This window comes from Vibrio sp. Y58_MX_L22, from assembly GCF_024181865.1.
Taxonomy (GTDB): Bacteria; Pseudomonadota; Gammaproteobacteria; order Enterobacterales; family Vibrionaceae; genus Vibrio; species Vibrio alginolyticus.
The window spans coordinates 200,378-226,280 of record NZ_JAMZAN010000007.1 but is presented as its reverse complement, the minus strand read 5'-3'; the positions used below and the strand labels follow the sequence as shown (position 1 = coordinate 226,280).

Annotated in this window: 23 protein-coding genes; 7 read left to right on the top strand and 16 right to left on the bottom strand. The window is 44.8% G+C overall.

What is annotated here, in order from left to right; translation table 11 throughout:
- Nucleotides 1-75: 75 nt before the first annotated feature.
- Together NL626_RS17320 and lldD are read left to right on the top strand one after the other, a co-directional pair.
- Entirely contained in the window at nt 76-1,767 is a 1,692-nt protein-coding gene (locus NL626_RS17320) for an L-lactate permease (RefSeq protein ID WP_005375111.1), read from the top strand.
- Nucleotides 1,768-2,082: 315 nt separating this feature from the next.
- Nucleotides 2,083-3,222, top strand: a complete 1,140-nt coding sequence (gene lldD, locus NL626_RS17315) for an FMN-dependent L-lactate dehydrogenase LldD (protein ID WP_005383962.1) — start codon at nt 2,083-2,085, stop codon at nt 3,220-3,222.
- Between the two features lie 90 nt (nt 3,223-3,312).
- On the opposite strand, the gene NL626_RS17310 is transcribed toward lldD, so the two are convergent.
- Entirely contained in the window at nt 3,313-3,660 is a 348-nt protein-coding gene (locus NL626_RS17310) for a helix-turn-helix transcriptional regulator (protein WP_005375109.1), read from the bottom strand.
- A gap of 301 nt (nt 3,661-3,961) precedes the next feature.
- Here NL626_RS17310 and NL626_RS17305 point away from each other — a divergent pair, with 301 nt between their 5' ends.
- On the top strand, nt 3,962-5,065 hold the full coding sequence (locus NL626_RS17305) for a mechanosensitive ion channel family protein (protein ID WP_005375107.1): 1,104 nt from the start codon (nt 3,962-3,964) through the stop codon (nt 5,063-5,065).
- A gap of 72 nt (nt 5,066-5,137) precedes the next feature.
- On the opposite strand, the gene NL626_RS17300 is transcribed toward NL626_RS17305, so the two are convergent.
- The 11 genes from NL626_RS17300 to NL626_RS17250 all read right to left on the bottom strand — a co-directional run bounded on the left by NL626_RS17300 (nt 5,138) and on the right by NL626_RS17250 (nt 18,851).
- The gene (locus tag NL626_RS17300) at nt 5,138-5,857 is read right to left on the bottom strand and encodes a carbonic anhydrase (RefSeq protein ID WP_042521660.1); all 720 of its coding nucleotides are present in this window, start codon (nt 5,855-5,857) and stop codon (nt 5,138-5,140) included.
- A 141-nt stretch (nt 5,858-5,998) separates the two neighbouring features.
- Complete coding sequence (locus tag NL626_RS17295; protein ID WP_158173227.1) at nt 5,999-6,967, bottom strand: spore coat protein U domain-containing protein; 969 nt, start codon at nt 6,965-6,967, stop codon at nt 5,999-6,001.
- Nucleotides 6,964-9,372, bottom strand: a complete 2,409-nt coding sequence (locus NL626_RS17290; RefSeq protein ID WP_253657585.1) for a fimbria/pilus outer membrane usher protein — start codon at nt 9,370-9,372, stop codon at nt 6,964-6,966. Before NL626_RS17290 ends, NL626_RS17295 begins: the two co-directional genes overlap by 4 nt.
- Before the next feature lie 17 nt (nt 9,373-9,389).
- Entirely contained in the window at nt 9,390-10,145 is a 756-nt protein-coding gene (locus NL626_RS17285) for a molecular chaperone (RefSeq protein ID WP_025768578.1), read from the bottom strand.
- A gap of 20 nt (nt 10,146-10,165) precedes the next feature.
- A complete protein-coding gene (locus NL626_RS17280; protein WP_017820521.1) occupies nt 10,166-10,663 on the bottom strand; it encodes a spore coat U domain-containing protein in 498 nt (165 codons plus the stop codon).
- A 39-nt stretch (nt 10,664-10,702) separates the two neighbouring features.
- Nucleotides 10,703-11,248 (bottom strand): spore coat U domain-containing protein, encoded by a 546-nt coding sequence (locus NL626_RS17275; RefSeq protein ID WP_005375099.1) that lies wholly within the window; start codon nt 11,246-11,248, stop codon nt 10,703-10,705.
- 389 nt (nt 11,249-11,637) lie between these two features.
- Nucleotides 11,638-12,669, bottom strand: coding sequence for an L-threonine 3-dehydrogenase (gene tdh / locus NL626_RS17270; RefSeq protein WP_005383983.1), 1,032 nt, complete (start codon nt 12,667-12,669; stop codon nt 11,638-11,640).
- 44 nt (nt 12,670-12,713) lie between these two features.
- Nucleotides 12,714-13,907, bottom strand: a complete 1,194-nt coding sequence (locus NL626_RS17265) for a glycine C-acetyltransferase (protein WP_005375095.1) — start codon at nt 13,905-13,907, stop codon at nt 12,714-12,716.
- Nucleotides 13,908-14,119: 212 nt separating this feature from the next.
- A complete protein-coding gene (locus tag NL626_RS17260) occupies nt 14,120-16,450 on the bottom strand; it encodes a bifunctional diguanylate cyclase/phosphodiesterase (RefSeq protein ID WP_005375094.1) in 2,331 nt (776 codons plus the stop codon).
- Nucleotides 16,447-17,379, bottom strand: a complete 933-nt coding sequence (locus NL626_RS17255; RefSeq protein WP_005375093.1) for a transporter substrate-binding domain-containing protein — start codon at nt 17,377-17,379, stop codon at nt 16,447-16,449. The genes NL626_RS17260 and NL626_RS17255 overlap by 4 nt, the downstream gene beginning before the upstream one ends.
- A 62-nt stretch (nt 17,380-17,441) precedes the next feature.
- Nucleotides 17,442-18,851 carry an aminotransferase class V-fold PLP-dependent enzyme gene (locus NL626_RS17250; RefSeq protein ID WP_005375092.1) on the bottom strand — a complete coding sequence of 470 codons (1,410 nt, stop codon included), beginning with the start codon at nt 18,849-18,851 and terminating at the stop codon, nt 17,442-17,444.
- Nucleotides 18,852-19,392: 541 nt separating this feature from the next.
- Between NL626_RS17250 and NL626_RS17245 the strand changes: the two genes are divergently transcribed.
- The gene (locus tag NL626_RS17245) at nt 19,393-19,908 is read left to right on the top strand and encodes a superoxide dismutase family protein (RefSeq protein ID WP_047102368.1); all 516 of its coding nucleotides are present in this window, start codon (nt 19,393-19,395) and stop codon (nt 19,906-19,908) included.
- A gap of 27 nt (nt 19,909-19,935) precedes the next feature.
- Here NL626_RS17245 and NL626_RS17240 read toward each other — a convergent pair whose 3' ends face one another.
- From NL626_RS17240 to NL626_RS17225, 4 genes are all read right to left on the bottom strand, one after another.
- On the bottom strand, nt 19,936-21,309 hold the full coding sequence (locus tag NL626_RS17240; RefSeq protein ID WP_085569382.1) for a HAMP domain-containing sensor histidine kinase: 1,374 nt from the start codon (nt 21,307-21,309) through the stop codon (nt 19,936-19,938).
- 116 nt (nt 21,310-21,425) lie between these two features.
- Entirely contained in the window at nt 21,426-22,157 is a 732-nt protein-coding gene (locus NL626_RS17235; protein WP_054574909.1) for a response regulator transcription factor, read from the bottom strand.
- 146 nt (nt 22,158-22,303) lie between these two features.
- On the bottom strand, nt 22,304-22,999 hold the full coding sequence (locus NL626_RS17230; RefSeq protein WP_045413258.1) for a spondin domain-containing protein: 696 nt from the start codon (nt 22,997-22,999) through the stop codon (nt 22,304-22,306).
- A 9-nt stretch (nt 23,000-23,008) separates the two neighbouring features.
- Entirely contained in the window at nt 23,009-23,692 is a 684-nt protein-coding gene (locus NL626_RS17225) for a spondin domain-containing protein (protein WP_005384002.1), read from the bottom strand.
- 288 nt (nt 23,693-23,980) lie between these two features.
- On the opposite strand from NL626_RS17225, the gene NL626_RS17220 reads away from it, so the two are divergent.
- The 3 genes from NL626_RS17220 (at nt 23,981) to NL626_RS17210 (ending at nt 25,856) form a co-directional block, all read left to right on the top strand.
- Nucleotides 23,981-24,454 carry a hypothetical protein gene (locus NL626_RS17220; protein ID WP_253657575.1) on the top strand — a complete coding sequence of 158 codons (474 nt, stop codon included), beginning with the start codon at nt 23,981-23,983 and terminating at the stop codon, nt 24,452-24,454.
- 77 nt (nt 24,455-24,531) lie between these two features.
- Nucleotides 24,532-25,461, top strand: coding sequence for a LysR family transcriptional regulator (locus NL626_RS17215; protein WP_085569385.1), 930 nt, complete (start codon nt 24,532-24,534; stop codon nt 25,459-25,461).
- 11 nt (nt 25,462-25,472) lie between these two features.
- Nucleotides 25,473-25,856: a VOC family protein gene (locus NL626_RS17210; protein WP_253657574.1), complete on the top strand. Its 384-nt coding sequence runs from the start codon at nt 25,473-25,475 to the stop codon at nt 25,854-25,856.
- The last annotated feature ends 47 nt before the right edge of the window (nt 25,857-25,903 follow it).

Below are 25,903 nucleotides of genomic sequence, written 5' to 3'. Positions count from 1 at the left end.
AAACCATTACAACAAAAAGTCACCTCTACAGCGGATTGACACCGTTCGAGAAGTCAGCGTACGAAGGATGTACAAATGAGTGAAACCCTACTTGCCCTAGTGGCATTTTCGCCAATTGTTGTTGCCGCCATCTTATTGGTTGGTCTCAACTGGCCTGCTAAAAAAGCCATGCCTGTTGCGTTCGGTCTAACCGTCGCTATCGCACTTATGTTTTGGGATATGTCAGCCAATCGCGTACTGGCTTCCGTATTCCAAGGACTCGGCATTACTGTCTCTGTTCTATGGATCGTGTTTGGTGCCATCTTCTTGCTCAACACTTTAAAACACACTGGAGCGATCACCACAATCCGTAATGGATTTACCGATATTTCGGCTGACCGCCGTGTACAAGCCATCATCATTGCTTGGTGCTTTGGCTCGTTCATTGAAGGCGCATCTGGGTTCGGTACCCCGGCAGCAATCGCTGCACCACTGCTGGTTGCAATCGGCTTCCCTGCGCTAGCCGCTGTCCTAATGGGCATGATGATTCAGTCTACGCCTGTTTCATTCGGCGCGGTAGGCACGCCTATCATCGTAGGTGTAAACAAAGGTTTAGACACCCATAACATCAGTGAGTCGTTGGCCGCACAAGGTGCAACGTGGGAAATGTACCTGCAAGATATCACAGCGCACGTTGCTGTCATTCACGCAGTCGTAGGTACGATGATCCCAGTATTAATGGCGATGATGTTAACACGCTTTTTCGGCAAGAACAGAAGCTGGAGTGAAGGCCTGGATATTCTACCATTTGCGCTATTCGCTGGTGTCTCTTTCACCGTTCCATACGCGTTAACCGGCGTATTCTTGGGCGCAGAGTTTCCTTCACTTATCGGTGGTTTGGTTGGTCTGTCTATCGTTGTTACCGCAGCGAAAAAAGGCTTCTTAGTACCAAAGACTAAGTGGGATTTCGAAAGCGAAGACAAATGGCCTGCAGAGTGGTTAGGCTCGCTAAAAGTCGATCTAAACGACAATCCGGGCAAGCCAATGAGCATCGTAAAAGCTTGGGTTCCATATGTAATGCTGGCAGTTATTCTCGTCGCAAGCCGCGTTAGCCCTGAGCTGAAAGGCTTTGTACAAAGCGTAAGTTTGTCGTTCAGCAACATTCTTGGTGAGACTGGCGTTAGCGCTGCGATTCAGCCGTTATACCTTCCTGGTGGCATTCTGGTGTTTGTCGCACTACTTGCTGCAATGTTACAAAGCGGTAGTGTAAAGCCATTGCGTGAAGCGTTTGGCGAGTCAAGCAAAACACTGATTGGGGCGGGTTTTGTCTTGGTATTTACCATTCCGATGGTTCGTATCTTTATCAACTCAGGCATCAACGGTGCTGACCTAGCAAGTATGCCCGTCACAACCGCAAACTTCGCCTCTGACCTTGTTGGTTCTGCGTTCCCAGCGCTGAGTGCCACCGTTGGTGCACTGGGTGCGTTCATCGCTGGCTCAAACACGGTATCAAATATGATGTTCAGCCAGTTCCAATTCGAAGTGGCACAAACGTTGTCTATTTCGAGTGTGATTGTTGTATCACTCCAGGCCGTCGGTGCTGCTGCAGGTAACATGATTGCGATTCACAACGTTGTTGCCGCATCAGCCACGGTAGGTTTGCTTGGTCGAGAAGGCGCAACATTGCGTAAGACGATTATCCCTACGTTCTACTACATTGTAATGACAGGCATTATTGGATTGGTGCTGATTTATGGCTTCCAAATGACAGATGTCTTAATGAAGTAACGCGAAACGCAGGGTTTACAACCCTGCCTAATTTGACACAGCTGTCTGCACTACTACCCCGACATGTTGATTTAGCTTGCTACATCAATTCCCCCGACAGCTGTGTCATCCTTTCCAGTTTGCATAACTGATTGAGTGATTTAATAAAATTTTTCAACCAATTATGTAAATGGGTTACCAACATCACCGGTTCAAACGTAAGTGAACCATAGGTAACTATACTCATTTTGATGTCTTCACTGCTTTGCGATGAAGACTCAACGAAAGAGCAAATTGCTCCACAACTTTGCTTAGAATAACCGCTAGGACACCATTATGATTATCTCAGCTTCTACTGACTACCGCGCTGCCGCGAAAGCCAAGCTTCCCCCGTTTCTATTCCATTATATTGATGGCGGCTCTTACGACGAACGCACGCTGAAGCGTAATACTGACGATTTAGGTGATGTCGCTCTTCGCCAACGCGTCCTACGCGATATGACAGATTTGAGCCTCGAAACCGAGATCTTCGGTGAGAAACTGGCAATGCCAATCGCGCTAGCTCCTGTTGGTCTAACTGGTATGTACGCGCGCCGAGGCGAGGTGCAAGCAGCAAAAGCAGCCGAGAAAAAAGGCATCCCATTTACTATGTCGACTGTTTCGGTTTGTCCGATTGAAGAAGTCGCACCTGCAATTGAACGTCCAATGTGGTTCCAGCTTTACGTGCTTAAAGACCGTGGCTTTATGAAAAACGTACTTGAGCGTGCAAAAGCAGCAGGTGTAACAACGCTGGTGTTTACCGTTGATATGCCAGTTCCTGGCGCACGTTACCGTGACATGCACTCAGGTATGAGTGGTCCTAACGCAGCCATGCGTCGTGTATTCCAGGCGATGCGCCACCCAAGCTGGGCGCTGGATGTGGGTCTACTTGGTAAACCGCACGACTTAGGTAACATCTCAACTTATCGTGGCGAACCAACAAAGCTAGAAGATTACATCGGCTGGTTAGGCGCAAACTTCGACCCTTCTATCTCCTGGAAAGATCTTGAGTGGATTCGTGATTTTTGGGATGGTCCAATGGTTATCAAAGGCATTCTGGATGAAGAAGACGCGAAAGATGCGGTACGTTTCGGCGCAGATGGCATTGTGGTATCTAACCATGGTGGCCGTCAGTTAGATGGCGTACTTTCAAGTGCTAAAGCACTACCAAGCATTGCGGATGCGGTAAAAGGTGATCTTAAGATCTTCGTAGACTCTGGTATTCGTACTGGTCTTGATGTCGTTCGTATGCTCGCACTTGGTGCAGACTGTACGCTTCTTGGCCGTTCATTTGTGTACGCATTGGCAGCACAAGGCGGAGCAGGCGTTGAAAACCTACTGGATCTGTACGATAAAGAAATGCGTGTAGCAATGACGCTGACTGGTGCTAAGTCTATCGCGGATCTTTCACGCGATTCGCTAGTGAAAATCCCATAATCTTTGCAATCGAGCAAAACAGAAACGAAAAAACGAGCCAACAGTGGCTCGTTTTTTATTGCTCTTCAACCCGATAATTTGACGAGCAAGCTAGCTAACTTGGTGGACGTACTCGATCACGACTTGGTTTCCGTCGATAAACACGTTACTGATATCGCCATCCACCGTCACACGATTTTGTAAATAAACGGTACCAGATGCAGATAGGTCACGCTCCGTCAAAGACGGAATCACCTGACCAGGACGTACATGTAGCTGCTCGCATAGCTGTTTTACAAAACCTAGCGTCAGTGGAGAATTACCACGTAACAAGCCAGAAAACTCGTGTAGACTCAAACCAAGGCGCTTCGCCATTTCCATTTGAGTGATGTGCATTTTGGCTTTTTGTGACATCCAGATGTCGTAGAGCGCGTTTCGATCCAGCTCTGTAAATTCCATATCTGCCTCCGCTAATTCAAGAGCCAATACACTCTCACACTTACTTAAGATAAATGTTAGCGATAAGTCAGAGAAGTTATAATTGATCGTCCAAATATCAACCCTCAATCATTGGTAGCGTACCTCTGAACATGCATGCGGCGGTCGCTCAACAGAACATTGAGGTGACTCTCTTGTCATCGGAAGGAAAAGTCCATCTCGGACGGTTTAGACATAAGTAAATGATTTAAAGGAAATCACTGGGGTGAAGGAGTAATATCTGCTACCTTTCCTTCCATGGTTCACTAGAAATAAGTTACATATGCCACAGTGGTTTACCGAATTACAAAGCTACATTGAAACGTCTCATCAAAATTGGAGTGGAAGCGTCCTTTTCATTACGCTCGCTAGCTTTATAGCTTGGATAGCTTGGCGGCTGATCCGCTCTCGCCTCGCTGCGCTCGTAGAGAAAACGCCCTTCCACTGGGATGACATGTTGCTTGATGCGCTAAAAGCGCCAGTCAGTACACTCATTTGGTGTTGGCCAGCAACCGTCTCTATCGGCATCATATTAGAGAGCGAGCTCAACGATAAAATAAACTGGTTAAGTACGCTGAAACTGATTTTAATCATCAGCATCTTCGTATGGACCGTTATGCGGCTCATTACCAATGTTGAAGAGCATGTTCTCGAACAAAAGAACCGAGATGAAACAACAGTACAAGCGATAGCTAAGGTCGCGCGCCTGTTCTTTATTACCGTCGGAATTCTAACCGTAATGCAGGCATTTGGTCTGTCACTATCGGGCCTACTTACCTTCGGTGGTGTTGGTGGTTTGATCGTCGGTTTAGCGGCGAAGGATTTGCTGTCTAACTTTTTTGGAGGTCTTATGATCTACTTCGATCGTCCATTTAAAGTTGGCGATTGGATCCGTTCTCCAGACCGACAAATAGAGGGGACGGTAGAACGCATTGGCTGGCGTATGACCATTATCCGAACTTTCGATAAGCGTCCACTGTATGTGCCAAACTCAGTGTTTAGCAGCATTGTCGTAGAAAACCCATCTCGCATGCTGAACCGACGTATCTACGAAAAAATTGGACTTCGTTACGACGATGCTGAAAAAATGCCGCAAATTATCACCGCGGTAAAAGAAATGCTGAAAAATCACAAAGACATTGATGCACGCCAAACACTTATCGTCAACTTCGATACATTCGGTCCATCATCATTGCACTTCTTTATCTATACCTTTACTAAAACCGTGAATTGGGTGAGATACCATGAGGTTAAGCAGGACATACTGCTTAAGGTAATCAACATCATTAAAGAACACGATGCAGATATCGCGTTCCCTACTCAGACGCTTAAGCTTGATCCTATACAAATGGTAAAAGCGGAAGAGCAAGAAGATCACGGCTTCTAGTTTTCACCAATACCCAAATAACCAAGCCCGCTATGTTTAAGCGGGCTTTTTATTTTTCTTCGCATGAAGTGGTTATTGTTGCGTTAACACCATACGTGCATTCAGCGGTTGGATTGGGCGATTGTTTTTCCCCATTACTTCCGAAAAAGATTTTATCTGCTCAGGAGAAATAGTTTGTGCTTCTTTCATCACGAACCAACGTACACCTTCAGAGCATGGCGGTGTCGTTAGTGAGCCGTTAAAGCGGTAGTAGTCTTTATCACTTGGGATAAGGGCATCAGCATCAAATGGAACCTTGATGGTAACATCTTGATCTTTAGTTGGAATGTTAGCTAGCATCTTAGCTAGATCTGGGTTCGCGTCACCCAGTTTAAAGAACACCGCGACAACAGCTAGATGACCTACTTTGTCGGCATGCACAAAGTGTGCTTCTAGAGGGTATTCTTTACCGTCCACATGGTTTTCAGATGGCGTATGGAAGTGGAACTGTTTCAACGTAAACTCTTTACCATCAATGGTGAGTGTGTTTTTACCTTCTAAACCAGTCTGTAAAGTGTGACCGTTGTTCAGCAGTGAAATTGCCTTACCTTCGTAGTCGAAATTCAATTTTTCTAGCTTCGCTTCGGTCGCCGATTCAATGTTGATTGGGCTCTGGTTTTGACCTTTTGCGCACTCAGATGCAAACTCACCCCAATGAGCTGGCCCATGGTTTCCCTCGTAGCCCCAGCTTGCTGCATAAGCTGTTCCTGTAAATACCAGTGCCAAACCTAATGTTGTTAGTGACTTCTTCATCATTTTCCTTATTTCTGAAAGTTAAATTCCGTGAGAATAAAGCCATACTAATCTCACAAAATTAAGCAGTGACAGAGTGAAAACTATGATTACAAAAAATTTTTGGAATAGAAGCCTCTAATGATGTAATTGACATGATGCTCAAAATTGAACGTCAACGATTATTGAATCGGTGTAAGTACCTGCAGGAGGGGTCGTTTGGCTGGTTAGTATCTGCGCGCGATAATTATAATTCTGTGGAGTGATACCATCCGGAATGGAGCCGCCAGTATCGACGTCACCGTGTTCACGACGTTCAGAACTGGTGCCTCCCCAGCGCTCCATCGTTGATGACTTATAGATTTCATACTCCAAATAGTGACCACTAGAAATCATTCGCCGCTGACCGCCGGACGCATTTAGGCCGTCATTCAAGCCAATGGAGAAGGAACTATTCTTGGTACAAGTTAACGATATAACCTGACTGACTGGTTCAAAACCGGCCACTAATGGGGACGAACCAAAGTCAATATCTGGCGCCGTGATCATACAATCAGGGGTCACTTCTAACTCAACCGTAATCACGCTTTGAGCGCTGCCATTGGCGCGGCCAATGCATACCCCTAGAACCCCGATACCCTTACAGTAATCCCAAATCCAGGATACGGTGATTTGGTCTTTATAAGTCCCAGCGGAAAGATTACTACCCACTCCCGTCCGAGCATAAAGCGGAAACTCAGCTTGAGTGCCAAACAACCCGAGTAAATCGAGTAACCCGATTTCAAAAAAATTGTAAGTTTGGCCGAATACATACTCTTGTGAAAGACCTGGATCGCCAAAAATCTGATAGCTGAGCTCCGAACTCGGATCATCCTCATTTAATAGCAAACCATTATTTATACTGTTAAACGTTGCTGATACGTAGTCGCCACTTAACAAAGACACAAGTGTAGAAAAGTCACACGTAATCCCCGCATGAGGCTGAGCTGAGCTTTGCTGCTGAGAGCTTGAAACAGTAAACGAAGAAACATTGCCAAACAAGATTAAAGGTGTTGCCGCCGTGAGCTGACAAGCCATTGTCGAGCACGAGAAAAAGAGAAGTAGGCTAGCAAACCAGCTGCGCAAAATCATAGTGCGGTCTCTTCTTCGGCTTTGATACAAACCTGCTCAGGCAATGTTTGTATTTTTTGACTGTCACGCTGATACAACCCCTCAATAAACACTTTACATGGCGACTGTCCTTGAGGATAAAACGGAATATAGCGGCCTGGGTCAACGCCTTCAAAGTACGTAAAACCATCCCAACCAATTTGGCTTGTTAAGCCCGTTTCTGAGCGGCCATATGTACCAATCGGAAGGAACAAATGATTTTCGTCTACCACCGTCATGCTCAGTGCAATTTGTAGCTCTATTGGGAACTCTAACAGGTAGCCGTAGCCCGAATGTATCGAAGCAAACTGCTCTGTCTCAGAAAACGCAGCATTGGCTGGTAAATTAAGTGGATCGATTTCATATTTGGCGGTGTAATACGCCGTAGCCCAAGGAACAAGTAAGTAACCTTCATCGTCTGTCACTCCGACAATTTGATTCTCATATTTAACCGGAATACCTTCAAAACCACTGGTGCTCACTACCGCAAAGCTGTCATACACTTCATTCGCTGGGAATATTTCTCCATCCAACGTAGAGACTGAACCTGCCATTTCCGCAAAATAATCATAGTCGCCACTGGTGCCATTTAACCCCGCTCTGAACTGCGCCCATGACGCACGGTAGGTCAAATCGGCCTGTTTACGGTTTTCTGGGTCTTCGTTAATATCATGCGCTAAATTGACGCCCCACCCACCTCGTATTGGCGCAAGGCGGCTGTAACCCACTCGCCCTCTAACATCGCCATCGTCCTCTCTTTTCAGCGTTAGCCCCGAACTTCCCCCCAAAGAACTGAAAGGTAGAGAGAATTGCGCCAACGTAACACTCTGACCACCAATACTATGGTTGTAAGAAAGGGACATATTGATATTAAAAGGCAGAGCGTAGCTATAAGTAAGGTTTAGGGTACGTGAATCTGAGTCGGATTGTTGAATATCAAAGTATCCACCAGAAAGTGAGCCCCAATCTCCCAAACGGACTCCCATATTGATTTGTGATAGATGACGCGACGCGAGTGAAGCGTCCTTGCCTTCATCGAGCATTTCGTAATTTGGTAAATGAGATAAGGTATAAAAGTCGGCTTGTTCTACTTGAGTTCGAGCAGCGAAGCTAAACAGCCGAGACTGATAACTATAACCTAGCGCATATGAGGTAGATTGATCCTGAAAATTACTCACACGAAACGAGGCATCCACCGTACCCAAGTTGAAAGCATTGGTGACAAAGCCCAGCCCCGCAACGATCAGGTCGTCTTTTGCTTCAGCTTGAGCTTCTAGTGTTAACCAATCAGTCATGCCATGACGCAGAGCGGTAACCACGCCACCGTCTCCATAGTCGTTAGATGCATTACCGAAATTTTCTCTGATCGCACCAATACTCGCACTGTAAGATGTAAATCCGGTCTTGAGTAGATCGGAAGAGAGAAAAAATGGGCTGGTCATGACCGTTTGCTTACCTTGAGCATCCGTTGCAATTACCGTTGCTTCCCCAGCACCAGAGAGCATTGGAATATCGTTAATAATGAAAGGACCGGGCCCAACATTCATTGAGTCAGTTTTAAAGCCATTGATAAACAAATCTAACGTAGTGGGCGCTGTGACCTCACCGTAAAATGCAGGTAACGGCGTCGTCACGACATCCGGACGCATAGAGAAATCATGCGACAACTGAATACCCGCCAGTCTTACTGGTTGGCTCCAAGATAAAGGGCGAACAATATAGTCCCCTACCTCCATACGAATTCGCTTCTCTTGATTGACGTACTCGTAACTCGTATCAAAACGAGTGTACTGGCTGCTTTGCTGGGACTGAACATCGCGATGAAAGTTAGATTTAAATATCCCGGTAGTAGAAAAAACGCCAAACTCAGAAAAGGCTCTGACTTCATGATTTATAGAAACCTCCTTTTGTCGGCTTTCGTTCTCGTACACACCAAATACGTTGTAGTTAAGCAGGCCACCACGCCCAAACTGAGCCGGGGAAAATCGCCCCATATCCTGCGCTGATAAGCTCTGCATCGGTAACCAATTAGGCGGTACGTCAATTGTAAGTTGCAATGACGATTGCAAGTAACGCACGTTAACTCCTGGGATAGACGTAACCTCAAGTCTCTCTTCAGTTCCAGGCAACGACTTGGCGGTAACCCCAACTGAAATGAGGTCCTCCCGGAGCAAAAAGAACTGATCGCCAACTCGCTCAACTTTCGCAACAAGCCCTGTTGCTCTTTGATTGATCACCAACTCCAGATTGAGGCTAATATTCTCAAACTTTTCTAATGAGAAATTTTCAGGACTCGGTAGCTCAGAGAAGTGGTTTGCTGAATTTGCACAAAGACCAATACTGCTCCACGTTACGCTAAGTAATACCAACCAAAAGAAAGCATTCATTGTATTAAATCTATTCATTATTGCTTCAATGGTATTTGGTAACGTTTACCTCCAATATTCGCGCTCAAACTCAAGGGTCTGACATTACTATGGGGAATAGACCAAACCTTATACTGTTCAGGAAGAATATAGCCAGCTAGTCCATCGGAAATAACGACAGGATCTTTATTTGGTAGATTCAACTGTAAATTCACTAAGCGAACATGGTGTTTTCCTGAATTTTTAATGTGAACAAAACGCTGATTATTTTTCTTAATAAACTGTGCCTGTAAATCACCCCATAATTCACTGTCACGGTTTGGTTTTTGAGTATCAGTCAGCCCTTTCCCGTAAATAAACAAAGGTATCGAGTAACGCATTCGGACTTTTACAGCGAGTTCATTTTCCGTCAATTCTGTTTGAGGGTTTTGAGTTGGCGGTAATTCATCTATGATCACTCGGTATGCATACTCCTTACCTGCAGAGGCCTCATCTTGGTTGATGATGCGGATTAACTGCTTTTCACCTGGTTCAATTTTGACAAACGGAGGGGTTGCAATTAACTGGCTTTGACTTGAATAACTATCTTCTCCTTCGTTTTGTTCCCACTTAAAAATTCTCACCTGTAAATAAGAATCAACACTGCCTTTATTTACCATCCAAAGTGATGTTGCATTACTCTCCTCTGATATTTTGGGGTAAATCGGCCAAATTAATAATGAGTTAGCATTGGCATTTGAGAAAAAAACAAAAAGGAAGGTTATTAATAATAGTTTTTTGAGTATGAATTCCATTTCACCCCTCCAAAGTTCACTTACCACTCTAATGTCAGCGTAAGCGTATCCATATAAATTCCAGCCATTTCATTCCCATTTATTGTCGCCTTTGCCCAGATAGGAAACTGAATATTATCTGGGTCTTGGTCGGTATCGACGGAATATTGCGTGTCAATATCAAGCACCTGCGTATAATTTAGATCCTGAAACAAAAAGTAATCTACCGTTGTCGCTTCTTCACTGTGCTTTAGCTTACGTACACCATCCGATGCATTCATCCCGCCATTTACGGAAACATTCATCGTAATACCCGGAGTACAACTTAATGTGAGTGATGAACTGTAAGTGATGCTGCCTTGTACTTCCGTCGCGTAAACTGAAGAATGCTCACCAAAATCCAACGTGCCTATTTGCCCGGCTTGGGTTGCGCTTTCTTCTTGTACTGCGCCGTTAATCAAACAACCTGTATCTACGGTGGCAGACACCTGAAAAGTTTGTGTCGCATCAGCCAGCACAGTTAAAGAGCACAAACTCATCGCGACAAGTGAAAAGCCCCTAACAACCAGCGTCACGTTTTACCAGCTTAGCGTCACACTGATGGTATCGGAGTATGTACCGGCAATGCTGCTCGTACCGTAAGCTTTCGCAAAAAGCTCAATAGTTTGCGATGTTGCACTAGTAAATTCAGACAGAGCTACCGTCCCGCCTTGTATAATTTGTGTGCTTCGGTCTGAGTCGGTAAACAACGTATAATCAATAAATTGCGCGCCATTTGACATCGCGTAGGTACCAACGGTCGCACTTGCATCATACAATCCGGTGCCCAATGTAAACGTCGGTGTCACACCGTTACTACAAAGCACTTCAATACCCGTCGCACTACCACCATTTACCACACCATCTTGTTCACTGAAGATTGCAGGCACGTCTCCAAAGGCGAGTGAGCCAAAGCCAACGCCAGAAGCTGCATCTACCGCATTATTTCCATTAATCACACAACCTTGTACAAGGTTAATTGAAACATCAATCGTACCGCTCACTGACGCTCCACTCGCTTGCCAACTAAATGAGGTTAAGAGCAGAGGCATCATCAGATAAAATCTTTTCATATAAAGCTCCATTTTTACATTCCACTGTATATCGGTAACCTTTTTATTAGTTATAGCTCAATTATGACAAACCAAATGCATATAAAATGTAAAACAATAAAAAGAAGCAGGATAAGGATAAAGACGAACAGCAAATAAAAATATTAAACTTAAAAGTGACGATTTTTAAGCATGTAATGCTAAAAAATAACCACTAAAAACAAATGGTTATTATCTTGTTCCAAATACAGAATCGACAATGAGTTAGAAGGTAGGGTGAAGTTGAGTGGAAAAAATCTAAAAAAAGTAGCAGAACGACACGAGAAGTTTAGAAAAGATTGGCGACCATTTCTTCCCAAAACAAGAATCTTCATGAAACAAAAATGCGCCCCAAAAAGGAGCGCATTTCTTACTTGAATAAGTTATTCCCAATCAAGAATAACCTTGCCTGACATGCCGCTGCGCATTACGTCGAAGCCTTCTTGGAAATCGTCAATCTTGTAGTGGTGCGTGATGATTGGCGATAGATCCAGACCAGATTGGATCAGTGAAGCCATCTTGTACCAAGTTTCGAACATTTCACGGCCGTAGATACCTTTGATCACCAAGCCTTTGAAGATAACTTGGTTCCAGTCGATACCCATGTCTGATGGTGGAATACCTAGTAGTGCAATACGACCACCGTGGTTCATTGTGGTTAGCATTGAGTTGAATGCTGCTGGGTTACCAGACATTTCTAGACCTACATCGAAGCCTTCTGTCATGCCTAGCTCAGCCATTACGTCTTCTAGCTTCTCTTCTGCAACGTTTACTGCGCGTGTTACGCCCATCTTACGAGCAAGTTCTAGACGGTATTCGTTCACGTCTGTGATCACTACGTGGCGAGCACCAACGTGTTTTGCTACTGCAGCTGCCATGATACCGATTGGGCCAGCACCTGTGATAAGCACGTCTTCGCCTACTAGGTCGAAAGAAAGCGCGGTGTGTACTGCGTTACCAAACGGGTCAAAGATAGACGCTAGATCGTCAGAGATGCCTTCAGGGATCTTGAACGCGTTGAACGCTGGGATCACTAGGTATTCTGCGAATGCACCTTCGCGGTTAACGCCCACACCAATCGTGTTACGACATAGGTGAGTACGGCCGCCACGACAGTTACGACAATGACCACACGTGATGTGACCTTCGCCAGATACGCGGTCACCGATTTCAAAGCCACGAACTTCCTGACCAATCGCAACCACTTCACCCACGTATTCGTGACCGACAACCATAGGCACTGGAATGGTTTTTTGTGACCATTCGTCCCAGTTATAGATGTGTACGTCTGTACCACAGATAGCGGTTTTCTTAATTTTGATCAGAATGTCGTTATGGCCGACTTCAGGTTTATCAACCTCAGTCATCCAGATGCCTTCTTCAGGCTTTAGCTTTGATAATGCTTTAATTTTCATAATGTAACCTTAATTAAAGGCCCTATTGTCTAAGGCCTAGAATCTTAAATAAGACCCATGTCCTTACCAACTTGGATGAACGCGTCGATTGCACGGTCTAGTTGCTCGCGAGAGTGCGCCGCAGACATTTGAGTACGGATACGTGCTTGACCTTTTGGTACTACAGGGAATGAGAAGCCGATTACGTAGATGCCTTTCTCCAGCGCACGCTCTGCAAATTCTGCTGCTACTTTTGCGTCGCCAAGCATGATTGGGATGATTGCGTGGTCAGCACCACCCATTGTGAAACCCGCGTCTTCCATACGAGTACGGAAGTGTGCTGCGTTTTCCCATAGACGATCACGTAGGTCACCGCTCTCTTCTAGTAGATCTAGAACGCGGATAGAAGCGCTTACGATTGCTGGTGCAACAGAGTTAGAGAATAGGTATGGACGAGAACGCTGACGTAGCCAGTCAATCACTTCCGCTTTACCAGATGTGTAACCGCCTGAAGCGCCACCCATTGCTTTGCCTAGCGTACCAGTGATGATGTCGATACGGTCAACCACGTTGTGGTGCTCGTGCGTACCTGCACCTGTTTTGCCCATGAAGCCAACAGCATGAGAGTCATCAACCATAGTCAATGCGCCGTACTTCTCTGCTAGGTCACAGATAGCCGGAAGGTTTGCTACTACGCCGTCCATTGAGAACACACCGTCCGTTACGATAAGAATGTGGCGAGCACCTGCTTCTTTCGCAGCGATCAGTTGTTGCTCTAGCTCTTCCATGTTGTTGTTTGAGTAGCGGAAACGCATCGCTTTACATAGACGAACACCGTCGATGATTGACGCGTGGTTTAAAGCGTCAGAGATGATTGCGTCTTCTTTGCCTAGAATAGTTTCAAATAGGCCCGCGTTTGCATCGAAACATGATGTGTAAAGAATCGTATCTTCTTTACCTAGGAACTTAGAAAGCTTCTGCTCAAGCTCTTTGTGGATGTCTTGCGTACCACAGATAAAACGTACTGAAGCCATACCAAAGCCGTGCTCGTCCATGCCTGCTTTACCCGCTTCGATAAGTGCCGGGTGGTTAGCAAGACCAAGGTAGTTGTTCGCACAGAAGTTTAGTACTTCTTCACCAGTAGAGATTTTAACAGCCGCTTGCTGTTGAGACGTAATGACACGCTCTGATTTGTAAAGGCCTTCCGCCTTTACTTCTTCGATTTGCTGCTGAATCTGTTGGTAGAATGCAGAAGACATTTGAAATTCCTTCCTAGTTATTTTGGCGAGTATTTACTCGTTTAGAATTAGGTTGAGCCTTTATGTGACGGGCGTCACGGGCTATCACTCATCAATTAATTGTAGTGTAATTCAAGGAAGGAGGAAGGATTATACCTTAAGGTGGAAAAGCATTAATGAATCCGAGGCACAAATTCAATTAATGCTTTTCTATGAGTTTGTTATAAAAGGAATTATAGCCAGGTAGGCTTAGCCAAAAGTGCTTCAAAGTCCTTAGCAGGTAATGGTCGGCTATAGTGGAAACCTTGTCCGAACTCACAGTTTAGGTTTTTCAGGTAATCCACATGACGCTGTTCTTCGATGCCTTCTGCGACGATCTTAAGATCCAGCGCTTTCGCCATTGCTATGATTACGTTCACAAGCTCGCGGTCTGAGTCGTTCTCGAACATATTTTGCATAAAGCTACGATCAATCTTTAAGCGGTCGAACGGAAACTTCTGCAAGTAACTCAGCGCAGAATAACCAGTACCAAAATCATCAATAGTAAGTTTGGTGCCTAACGCTCGTAAGTTATTAAGCATGTCTAATAGCTCAGAATCGTGATTGAAGAGGAGACTTTCTGTCACTTCAATATCGAACTTATCTGACGGAAGACCAGACTCCTCAAGGCTGTGTTTAATAAACGTAAGTAAGCGCTCGCAGTACCTAAATTGAACACTAGAAAAGTTTACAGAAACAAACAACGGAGTCAGACTCTGCCATTGTGCCGCTTGTCGACACGCTTGTTGAATAGCAAACTCACCAATTTGATGAATTAAACCATTTTTCTCTGCAATAGAGATAAACTCTTCAGGGTTTACAAATCCGTACTTGTCATCATTCCAACGCATTAGCGCTTCTGCACCTACGATTTTACCACTACTCAGCTCAATAATTGGCTGATAATACAGCTCTAATAACTGATTGGAGATCGCACTTCTCAGACGATTTTCCAGATCCAAATAGCGTTGCAAATCTTGGTTCATATTATGGTTATAAAAACAAAAGCCATCACGCCCATCTTGTTTCGCCCGATACATTGCCATATCAGCACATGCAAGGAGCTGCTCAGCGTTGTCTCCGTCATCCGGGAACACAGACATTCCGACGCTGCTACTCAAGAAGAATTCATGGTTGTTCCAAACAAACGGATCGTTAAACGCCGAAAGTACACTTGAAGCAACTCGCTTTGCAGTATCATTATCAGGCAAATCAGGGATGACGAGTAAAAACTCATCCCCACCAATTCTCGCCAATAAGTCTGTTTTTCTCGCGACTTGATACAGTCGCTGAGCACTGAGTTTAAGGATTTCATCCCCAACAAAGTGTCCCATTGAATCGTTAATCTGCTTGAAGTGGTCTAAGTCGATGAACATCACCAAAACTTTAGACCCACTACGCGATGCCCTAATTAACTCCAAAGCCAATCGCTCGGAACCATAACTACGATTAGGCAAATTAGTTAATGTGTCATATTTAGCTTGGAAGGCGAGTTCTTTTTCAGACGCTTTTCGACGTTCAATTTCGTTCGTTAATTTTTTATTCTGTTGAGAAAGAATATCTTTACGCTTTTTTTCTTCCTCAAGCTTAATTTTCAATTCAATCCTATTATTGTTCGTGATGAATGCATAACATAAAGCAATGACGATCATAACGGCCAGAATACTCAAACCAATAATAAAGAGCCGTGATGTAAATATATCTCGTTCACTCAAAGGCTCGAACCACGCCATCAATTTGAAGTGATGTTTATCCACAGGCACTTCAAAGTAAATTTTTCCGTCTACAGCCTCAGAAACGAAATAGTTCTCATCCTTATTGTGAGAAGGTGTTTTATTTATGGTATCCCATACAACCATTTCCACGTCTTTTATTTTTAGCACCATTCGGCTATAACTATCTTCGTGTTCTTGGTTAGTAAGTTGGTCAATAACAATATTCTTATTAAGATCGGCAATTAAAAAGGCAACAGGCTTTCCGGAGAACTTAACTTGCTTAATGACTTGAATGCGAACGTCATCATTGTATCGCGTCGCACAAACCTCTTCGGGATGCCCGTGTTGAGTCATTAAGGTTTGTATGTCCATTTTGTGCTCGGCAAGGTTTTCAGATCCAGTGGTGACAATGGTGACTCCATCACTGCCGACCAGCGTGAGCTTTTTATAGATTTGGCTGCTATTAATTAGCTTACTGTCTATCTTCTCATCGAAGCGACGCTTTAAATTAATTAAACTGGCACCTAACCCATACTCCATTGACATTCCAGAAGCTAAATTACCAAAGAATGTTTGTATTGTTTTATCTGTAGCTAGGTTATCAACATCTTCACTCGCTATGGTAAATAAATTATCGAGTGTGCTTGCATAACTTTTAACTTTTAAATCTAGTTCTCTGTATTGAGATTCTTTTAATTTATTTTGACCTACGCTAGTCACAGTAATAAGCATAGCTAGGTAAATTGAAACTAATATTGCGCTTATTGTAATAAATCTTTTACTGGAAAATTTTTTAACGGCCTTATTCATCGGACTTTCTTTTTATCTTCTATAAAGTAATCGTTATAAAAGTAGTAAATAGATGGATAGTATTTTTTTACTAGTTTTTCGTATGAACCGTCTTTTTTTATCGAGTCTAAATAACGATCAAATGCTTTGCGTAATTCAGGGGAATTTTTACGGAATGCAACAGCCATTTTTTGATTTTCAGATATAGGGCCAATGACTTTTATTTCGCCCGGCCATTTTTCGAGGGCAATTAGCGTATCCGCAACATCTAATAATGTGCTTTCCGCATCATTTTTCATTATCGCTGGAACCATCTCATTAAGGAGACGCGCCCCATCAGGCAATATAACTTTTGCACCTGTGTCATATAAGTCATAAAGGTTAGGATCCAAGCAAGAATGTTCTAAAGCTAACACTTCGCGACCATCGATCAGCTGCTTGACGTTTTTAACATCTTCATCGACCGACCCACTTGGTTTAATCGGGCTCAGACTAGAGTCGGATCTGGAAACCAACCATACACCTGAAGGAAAATAATCTTGTGAAAAATCGACAACCTCAGAGCGCCAATCAAGAATAGTAACGCCATTTGCGATCAAATCACCTTCAATTGGAACACTTTCTCCGACAACAGCCTGCTTGTTGTGATATTGCACATTTTGCCCTGTCAACTTACCAACCACGTCGCTCCACTGTGCTGGAACATACTGGTACTGAACACCTAACGACTTGGCAAAACCTTTTATTATTTCTACATCCAAGCCAGTCAAAGTTTCCACTTCACCTTGTTCAATATAGGAGACAAAGTTAGCGTACGGGACACCAATGTGACGCAGTACACCACGTTCACGGATTTGTTGTAAATCGTCTGACCAAGCGGCAGACGACGCAACAGAGGTAACCATGAGCGCCACCGTCGCTAAAGTTCTTTTGAATGTTATGACTGACATAATAATATCCTTACCTTTCACAAAGCGCCCAATAATGGGCGCTTGAGTGATAAACAACGATGTTAGAACGACGAGTAATACAAATTCGTCATCGCCACTACGAGCCCTTCCACATCTTGTTCGTCATGGAACAAATGCGTAGAGATACGCAGCGCGTAAGTATCAAAGTCATCATCCTTATGCAGCTTAAAGCTAGTCGTACGGATGATGTAACCATACTCTTCACGTAAACGATCTCGGAATTCCGTCAGTATCTCTTCATTAGTTACATCGGAGAACGGGTTAACCGTCGTTAAGCCACTGGTTAAGCCTTCCACGTTTGGTGAATACATTTTGGCTTGTGGTAAGTACTCTTGAAGCAAGGTTTTACATAAACTACCAAGGCTTACAACTCGCTCTTCGATACGGTCTCGACCAATCTCATCCCACATTTTGCAACTATCAACTAGTGCTTGTTTCGCAGGATAGTTATCGTTACCAATGTATTGCATTTGCAGCTGTTTACCCAGGTAATCAGCATGAGAAAGTGAGGAGTTGATCAACCATAACGGGTTCTCTCGGTCACTCCAATACTCATTCAAACGGTTACCGTTATCACGAACATACAGAATACCCGTCGCGCCCGGACCACACTGCCACTTATGACCAGATCCTGCATAGAAATCACAATCCATATCGTGGAAATCAAGGTCAAACATACCGACCGTATGCGCGCCATCAACAAGAGTAGGTACACCATACTCTTTTGCTAAAGCACAAATGGCTTTTGCTGGTAGCGCGGTTCCTGTTTTGTATGTGATATGAGAGAAAACAATTAGGCGAACGTTTTGATTCGCATCAAGCGCGTCTCGGAACGCTTGAATGTAATCTTGCTCAGAAACGTTTTCGGTACCAGTAAATACTGGTAGTTGAATTTCTACCACATCCACACCAAAACGATGTTTCGCTACGTTCATAGGTGATGTTGCAGCAATATGTTCATGGTGTGTCGTTAGAATCACATCACCTGGTTCAAAGTGTAAGCCATTAATGATCGAGCATAAGCCATCAGTAGTGTTGCGGCTGAGAATGATCTCTTCTGGGTTAGCACCAAAACCTGGTGCGACGTCTTTAACCATCTCAGAAACATACGGCCAAGAGCCAAATTTGCCTTTCATATCCCAAGGGTATTTAGCCACCAGCTTGTTGTTATGCTCGTAATCTTCAAGAACATGTTTTGGCATTGAACCTGTTGTACCAATGTTCATGTAAGTGGTTCGTTTGTCCAAAACGAACTGTCTTCGCACTTTACGCCAGAAGCGCTTATCGTGTTTTCTACCTAGCCCGCGGCTGCTCCAATCAATTTTCTGTTCTCGTGCTTGAGCTACGCCTGAGAAAGCGGAAGCACTCACACCAGCAACAACAGCTCCTGTTGCGCCTTTCAGAAAATTACGGCGGCTGCTATTAGTCTGAATAGATTCCTTGTCTTTCATCTTTTTCAATCCTTGTCGGAAATTAGCCATATTATTAATTTTAAGTGCGTAACTATCTGTTACTAAAACATTATTACCCATTACAATCAGAGTTTAATTTTTTCCTCTGCCATTAAGTGACTTTAGTTCCAATTTTTTATCTTATTTGATGATATAAGCAACAGTTTGACCACAAATCTATAAACAACAATGTTCACATTAATATATTCGTTAATTTGATTATTCTTTATTGCGGACAATTCCACCAAATTCTTTATAAAACAATTATGAGCTTTGTTATAAAGTCATTAAAAATTTAACTTTGCGTTAATTTAAAAATATTCAGGCTATTTTAAGATTGGCGTCTATTCTTTTTATATCTTAACGATCTCAACATGTTAAGACTAAATAAAAGAAAGCTGATTTCGGACCGAGATATCAGTTTAAGACCATAAAGTGATACACATCACTCTATGACATAAACTCACCGCTCAACAGACATAAGTAAAACAGGTTTTCACTAATATGTGCTTGAGCGTACACCCTAAAAGAAGGAGGTCCCATGTTAAAAGGATTGCTATGCATTTCAGTTGCATCCGCTCTTGTCGCCGCCCCTAACGTGCTAGCAAAAACGGTAGAAATGACTGCTCTCAACACCAATGAGAGTGCGGGTACCATTGAGATTTCACAAAGTGATTATGGCGTTGTTTTTACGCCTCAATTATCAGGTTTGTCAGCAGGTGTGCACGGTTTCCATATTCACACTAATCCATCTTGCGATAGCATAGAAAAGGATGACAAAACCGTATTAGGCGGCGCAGCAGGTGGCCATTATGATCCTAACAACACAGGGAAGCATGGCTATCCTTGGACCGATGACAATCATTTAGGCGACTTGCCTCCACTCTATGTGGACATGGACGGCAATGCCAATCAGCCCGTTGTCGCGCCTCGCCTAAAATTATCGGATTTAAAAGGTCGAGCGTTAATGATCCATGCAGGTGGTGACAATCACTCCGATCACCCAAATAAGCTAGGTGGTGGTGGCGCTCGCGTCGTATGTGGTGTTATTGAATAAACATTAACTTATGTCTCACACTTCTCTTTAGATTGCGAGAAGTGTGAACTTCTGTTGATACTGAGAGGAGGTTGCATTGGTCTCAAGATAGCTGTGGTGAAGCATTAAGATCGATTGGACAATCTTCGTCCCGATCCCCAAAGAACCGCCCTCCGCTTCTTCCTCGATGTGATTGACGAAGGTAAAGTGGATACGCGACTTATCCTCACTCAAATGCGCTTGGCAATGCACTTCCGAGCCGATTGGGCTGTGGCGCAATGCATTTTCAAGCAGGTTCAATACCAACCTCTCCAATAGCCCCTTGTCACCCACAGTTTGGATTTCGTTATCGATATCCACTTTCAACACCACTTCTTTACGAGAAAACTGGCTCTGCATCGTTTCGGCACATTCTGCCATCAACGCGCCAAGATCCACGGGGCGGTACTCGTAGTTTGGCATTGGTGCTTCTTTGCGCGCGGCGTCTAACAAAGAATGCAATTGAGTTGAGAGCTTCTCACAATTTCGGAAAGCAACGTCAATCAAAGGGTCGGATTCCGGATGTTGCAAACGCCACGTTTCCAAATAGCCCAGCACGCTCGATAACGGCGTTTTTAAATCATGACTAAGCTGCAACAAGCTTTGACGACGATGAGACGATTGATACTCCAACTGTAAAAACTGTTGCTGAATGTGCTTCGCCATCATCTGATAAGAGTGCGCAATCGGCACGAGCTCCGGCACTTGGTGAGTAAAATCAGGTTGCAGGCGGAAATCATGTTCGGCTTGCTGTTGAAGTTGCTTGGTCACACGCTCAATCGGGTTCAATAGGCTACGTTTCACCAGCACATAAGCCCCAAGAGCAAAGCCTAAGATGGAGACTAAGACCAATCCTGCCAGCGCGATATAAGGAGTATCGACTTGAGCATTGGCAATGGCGTCATGTCGGGTACTGCCAATCACCACGTAGAGATAACCGACCGTAGAGCCTAATTCCTCTATCGCGGCGACAGAAAAGACTTTGTGTTCACCACGATTACGTGGGTCTTCACCCAAAATAGGAAAAGGCTGGTCATTTAAGAATTGCTTAATGGGATTGAGATCCACCTTCCCCATGATCTCCGCCCCTTCCGGTGCTGCATGAGTGGTGATATTGCCTTGGCTATCGAGGAAGTAGATTTCAAAATCAGGGCCGATCAGCATGAGCGTGTGAAAAATCGACTTGAGCGCTTTAGGGTTGTAATCCGTTCCGATCATCAGCGGATTATCATCACGCATGTGGCTGGCTAGCTCTTTATGCAGGCTTTGCTTGGTGCGTAACTCAATGGTTTCTTTTTGCCAATTGTAAGTCAGTGCAATCACCACCGCCGCGAGACAGAACCACAAGCTAGTAAATACCACTAAGCGAGATTTGAAGCTCATCCTATCGCCTCCTTAAACAGCGATGTTTTAGAAACACCCGTGATGATTGAAAAGTGACGGTGAAAACAACTGCCGACTTACTGTCTTGGCTTGATGTTTTGACTTACTTTCTTGCATTAGTGTCTTGGCTGAAACTTATACCCAACACCCCAAACAGTTTGAATGAAGTGATGATCAGAATCAGACAAAGACAACTTGCTGCGTAAACGGTTAATGGTGCTACACACAGTGTGGTGATAACCAGAATGACTGGTGTTCCAAACGTGATCGAGCAATTCATCTTTACTGTAGACTCTGCCCGGACGAGTCGCGAGAAACTGCAGCAAAGTAAACTCTGTCGCGGTAAGAGTGACATCCTTGTCGTTTAAGGATACTTGGTGCAACTCCGGAATGATTCTCAGCGGACCAAAATCCATCGCATCATTGAGGACTTCATTTGCTACTTTGGCTTCTACGGTTTGGCTGACTCTGCGTAGCACGTTTCGCACTCGTGCTTGGAATTCTAATACGCTAAATGGCTTAGTGATGTAGTCATCAACGCCCGCTTCTAAACCATCAACCTTGTCCATTTCACCGTCTCTGGCTGTCAGCATAAGCACTGGGCTCCAATCTTGTTGCTGGCGCAAATAATGGCAGATGTCTAAGCCATCACCATCTGGTAAACCTCGGTCCAGGATCAATAAATCAAAGGGTTGTTGCTGATATTGCGCTTTAGCATCGGCGACATTTGTGGCTCGCGACACTTGGTGTCCTTGAAACTTGAGATGCATCTGAACCAGTTCTGCCAAATCATCGTCATCTTCCACCAACAAGATGTTCGCGACTAAATTGATTGCCTGTTGTTCCATGGTCCTTTCCTTGCCTTCGAGTATCCTCACTTTGCACATGACCGGAACAAATTAGAAATTCTTTCAAAAAAGGTTCCGATGACGCCATGAGGGATAAAGCGCTCGGCTACAAGCGCTTTGGAAAGGAGACGTCATCGGAGCCTGTGTTACTCGACTCGAGTGATGGTGACTTTCGCACCTGGGTTCAAGAAACGATGGTTCGCAGAAAGTGCTGAGTTTGCTAATCCATCATCTTGGCTAACTACCCCCGCATGGAATGCAACAACGTCATTGCTGTCATTACGGGCGGCATTGAAGCCCTCACCGCCACCTGCTGGGCCCGGAATGGTTGCAGCAAGCTCATCGTTTAGCTCTGTACCGGAATCCCAAACGTTCATGCTCATTTCATAGCTTTCACCTACTGCGAGCGATTTGAGCGATAACCCCGTTTCGCCAACAAAGGCATCATTGGTATTCACAAACATAGACGCCACAGACAAGTAACCGTAACGACTAGGGTCAACCGTGATGGTGACTTCGTCCGATGCACCCGGCAACACCAATCCATTACCCGAAATGCCTTGGTAAACACTGTCATTGCTGTTCATCAATTCAATTAGCTCTGCGTTACTACCGCCTTCGGCAAGATGCTCAAGTTCAACAGATGCCGCTTGGCCAATTTCAAACAGTTGGTAATCACCATTGTGACTGAGTACCGCGAGCGGAGACATAGGTTGATTCGCAGTCAAGTTCGCCACGTTGACGGTGTAGCGGTACGATTTCACTACGTCATTATCATCATCGCTTGGACAACCGGCGAGCAAGCCGACTGAAGCTGCTACTAGTAAGATTCTGTATTTCATACATCCCCCTTACTTCACAACGATTGTGATGGTTGCAACTGGGTTTAACCAACGATGGCTGCTGCTGTCTAAGTCACTGATGCCGCCAGTTGGATCGCTATCACCAAGGTTACCCGGATGCACGTGAACTTTGTCGTTAGTTACCGTTGCTTCAACGCCTGTGCCGCCAGTGCCAAAGGTAATGAAAGGTGGGTTTGGCATGCTAGACGCAAGTTCATCGTTCGCTTCTGTACCAGCATCGTAACTTCTTAGCGTTGCTCGGTATGTACCCGCTTCCGTTGGAATCTTCCAACTATCTAGACCGACAAAACCGTCATTAGTTGGCAGCAACATCGCGCTCAGAGAAAGATATCCGTGGTCGCCACTGTCCAAGGTGAAGGTGGTTGCAACACCCGGATTCAAAATGCCACCAGCAGGGTTCTCTACCACCGCACCACCAGCGTTACCAATCACACTAGCAAGCCCAGAGATATCACCGCCTTCTGCCATTGCTTCAAGTTCCGGAGTCGCTGCTTGACCCGTTCTGAACATTTGAAGGTCGGAGCCATGTGCAGCAACAATAAGTGGCGTAAAGTAGATGCCTTTGGTTGCGTTTGTCACGGTGATTTCCAATTCCGCCGCATTCACTGATGCAGAGCCTAGTGCCATAGCGACTGAAGTCATGACGAGTCCGAGTTGGGTACGTTTTTTCATTGTGATTCCATCCTTTAATGAGGGTTGAACTACCCAAGCCCATGTGTACGGCTTTACTTCTTTGTTCGTGACTTGAGTAGGTTAAGCATTACGTTTCGAACGTTTTGCGTTCTTGCCTCTAAGAATGACGAGCAAATCTATCAGCAACTTCATCGAATTCTCATAAAATTCTCACAAGTTCTGTTCGAATTCTGTCAGCAGCACTTTTTTACTCTTAATCAGGTGTTTACACGTCGCGCTTTCCCCTCCTACAATGCGGTATTCTCTGTTTAAATCACGATTCTCACCATGATTCATAACGTTCTGTCTGCCTACTATGGCGAAATCTACGGCATCGCTTTTTTCAACCACTACTTGAGCCATTACGCCCAAAGTGAACAACAAACGCTGTGGCAAACCTTGATTGAAGTGGAAGAACTCACCGCAGAAAAGCTCAAACCTGTACTGCTGACAAATGGCATGGATATCGAAAGTCGATACCAAGAGATGCTGGATAAAGGCTTGGCAGATGCAACCAAGTGGATTGGTTTACCATGGCAAGAGTTGGTAGCGACTCTTCTGAAGTGGGTAGAACCTTATGAGGTCAAATATCGAGAGTGGCATGAAGAAGTGAACGCTTCACAGCAGTATTCAAACGCTGAGCGAGAAGCTATCGAGTTGATTGCAGACCACGAAACGGCCATTTATCACTGTTGGCAGCAATACCATACTGGTGAATCTGGCTTGCCTGAACTCAATGCATTTTTGGCAAAATATCGTTAAAGCGAGACGGTGACACTTGAACCTCGTGAAACCGTACCAGACAATATCGTTATTCCGCTGCGCAGAACTGAACAATTATGGTTAATCCAAAACTCATTGCCCTACTTCCTGATCTTGCTTCGTTTATCCTAGTGGTAAACGAAGGCAGTTTTACCGCTGCAGCCAAACAACTCGGCGTAACGCCATCGGCTTTGAGTAAGTTGATCACACGGTTGGAACAAGCCCTCTCGGTCAAACTGTTTGAGCGTACGACTCGTAAGTTGATCATCACTCAAGCTGGGCAAAAGGTTTACGACCAAAGCATTGCAATGGTAAATGCCGCGCAGCAAGCCGTTGAGCTATCTGCGGAAGATCATGCCGAGCCAACAGGCGCACTCACAGTGGCAGCCCCTGAAGCATTTCTTAATTCGGTGCTCCAACCGTTTGTGTTGCCATTCCTAGAACGTTATCCAAATATACAGCTTAAGCTGCGTGCAGCAGATGGTGAGATCGATCTGTTCCGCCAAGGTATTGATGTCGCGTTTAAGCTCACCGACAAACCTGATGAGAATCTGGTCCTCAAAGAGATCAGCAAGACCAATCTTGTTTTGTGTGCTTCTCCAGATTACCTCACCAAACACGGTATGCCTGAGCACCCAACCGAGCTTGAGCAGCACGACTGTATTTACCTTGCCGAGAACGACAAAGACAACATCTGGTCATTCTTTAAAGAAGAAGCCTTTCATTCGATTGCAGTAAGTGGACGCTACGCCGTCAACCACTCTCAAATGCGCTTGAACGGGGTTAAGTCTGGCTTGGGAATTGGGATCTTCCATGACTTCGTGATCAAAGACGCGTTAGAGCAAGGAGAAGTGGTGGAGGTTCTGCCGGATTGGATGATCAAGAGTAACTACCACGGCGCTATCGCGATGCAGTATGCACAAACCAAATACATGCCTGCTCGTCTGCGCGTGTTTATCGACTTCGTTAAGGAGCACTTAGTCTCCGGAGAGGCTAACCATGTTTGAAGAGACTAACCATGTTTAATGCCATTCACCACGTCGCCATCATTTGCAGCGATTACCCAACATCAAAACACTTTTACACCCAAGTCTTGGGGCTAAAAGTCATTGCCGAAAACTATCGTGAAGCCAGAGACTCCTACAAGCTTGACCTCGCTTTACCTGACGGCAGCCAAGTTGAGCTGTTTCGCTTTCCGGGCGCGCCAGAGAGACCGAGCTTTCCTGAAGCACAAGGGTTACGACATCTCGCGTTTTTGGTTGATGATGTTGAACAAGTGAAAGCCTACCTAGAATCGAATGATGTTGAAGTTGAGCCAATTCGTATTGACGAATTCACAGGCAAAGCCTTTACCTTCTTCCAAGACCCAGATGGCTTGCCGCTGGAGATTTACCAGAAATAAAAAGAGCCAGCACTTCGCTGGCTCTTTTACTATTTCATTCTTTGTCT

What these genes read in the sequence shown, in the direction of transcription:
- NL626_RS17320 (WP_005375111.1), top strand. Translation starts at nt 76, where the DNA reads ATGAGTGAAACCCTACTTGCCCTAGTGGCATTTTCGCCAATTGTTGTT.
- lldD (WP_005383962.1), top strand. Translation starts at nt 2,083, where the DNA reads ATGATTATCTCAGCTTCTACTGACTACCGCGCTGCCGCGAAAGCCAAG.
- NL626_RS17310 (WP_005375109.1), bottom strand. Translation starts at nt 3,660, where the DNA reads ATGGAATTTACAGAGCTGGATCGAAACGCGCTCTACGACATCTGGATG.
- NL626_RS17305 (WP_005375107.1), top strand. Translation starts at nt 3,962, where the DNA reads ATGCCACAGTGGTTTACCGAATTACAAAGCTACATTGAAACGTCTCAT.
- NL626_RS17300 (WP_042521660.1), bottom strand. Translation starts at nt 5,857, where the DNA reads ATGAAGAAGTCACTAACAACATTAGGTTTGGCACTGGTATTTACAGGA.
- NL626_RS17295 (WP_158173227.1), bottom strand. Translation starts at nt 6,967, where the DNA reads ATGATTTTGCGCAGCTGGTTTGCTAGCCTACTTCTCTTTTTCTCGTGC.
- NL626_RS17290 (WP_253657585.1), bottom strand. Translation starts at nt 9,372, where the DNA reads ATGAATGCTTTCTTTTGGTTGGTATTACTTAGCGTAACGTGGAGCAGT.
- NL626_RS17285 (WP_025768578.1), bottom strand. Translation starts at nt 10,145, where the DNA reads ATGGAATTCATACTCAAAAAACTATTATTAATAACCTTCCTTTTTGTT.
- NL626_RS17280 (WP_017820521.1), bottom strand. Translation starts at nt 10,663, where the DNA reads ATGAGTTTGTGCTCTTTAACTGTGCTGGCTGATGCGACACAAACTTTT.
- NL626_RS17275 (WP_005375099.1), bottom strand. Translation starts at nt 11,248, where the DNA reads ATGGAGCTTTATATGAAAAGATTTTATCTGATGATGCCTCTGCTCTTA.
- tdh (WP_005383983.1), bottom strand. Translation starts at nt 12,669, where the DNA reads ATGAAAATTAAAGCATTATCAAAGCTAAAGCCTGAAGAAGGCATCTGG.
- NL626_RS17265 (WP_005375095.1), bottom strand. Translation starts at nt 13,907, where the DNA reads ATGTCTTCTGCATTCTACCAACAGATTCAGCAGCAAATCGAAGAAGTA.
- NL626_RS17260 (WP_005375094.1), bottom strand. Translation starts at nt 16,450, where the DNA reads ATGAATAAGGCCGTTAAAAAATTTTCCAGTAAAAGATTTATTACAATA.
- NL626_RS17255 (WP_005375093.1), bottom strand. Translation starts at nt 17,379, where the DNA reads ATGTCAGTCATAACATTCAAAAGAACTTTAGCGACGGTGGCGCTCATG.
- NL626_RS17250 (WP_005375092.1), bottom strand. Translation starts at nt 18,851, where the DNA reads ATGAAAGACAAGGAATCTATTCAGACTAATAGCAGCCGCCGTAATTTT.
- NL626_RS17245 (WP_047102368.1), top strand. Translation starts at nt 19,393, where the DNA reads ATGTTAAAAGGATTGCTATGCATTTCAGTTGCATCCGCTCTTGTCGCC.
- NL626_RS17240 (WP_085569382.1), bottom strand. Translation starts at nt 21,309, where the DNA reads ATGAGCTTCAAATCTCGCTTAGTGGTATTTACTAGCTTGTGGTTCTGT.
- NL626_RS17235 (WP_054574909.1), bottom strand. Translation starts at nt 22,157, where the DNA reads ATGGAACAACAGGCAATCAATTTAGTCGCGAACATCTTGTTGGTGGAA.
- NL626_RS17230 (WP_045413258.1), bottom strand. Translation starts at nt 22,999, where the DNA reads ATGAAATACAGAATCTTACTAGTAGCAGCTTCAGTCGGCTTGCTCGCC.
- NL626_RS17225 (WP_005384002.1), bottom strand. Translation starts at nt 23,692, where the DNA reads ATGAAAAAACGTACCCAACTCGGACTCGTCATGACTTCAGTCGCTATG.
- NL626_RS17220 (WP_253657575.1), top strand. Translation starts at nt 23,981, where the DNA reads ATGATTCATAACGTTCTGTCTGCCTACTATGGCGAAATCTACGGCATC.
- NL626_RS17215 (WP_085569385.1), top strand. Translation starts at nt 24,532, where the DNA reads ATGGTTAATCCAAAACTCATTGCCCTACTTCCTGATCTTGCTTCGTTT.
- NL626_RS17210 (WP_253657574.1), top strand. Translation starts at nt 25,473, where the DNA reads ATGTTTAATGCCATTCACCACGTCGCCATCATTTGCAGCGATTACCCA.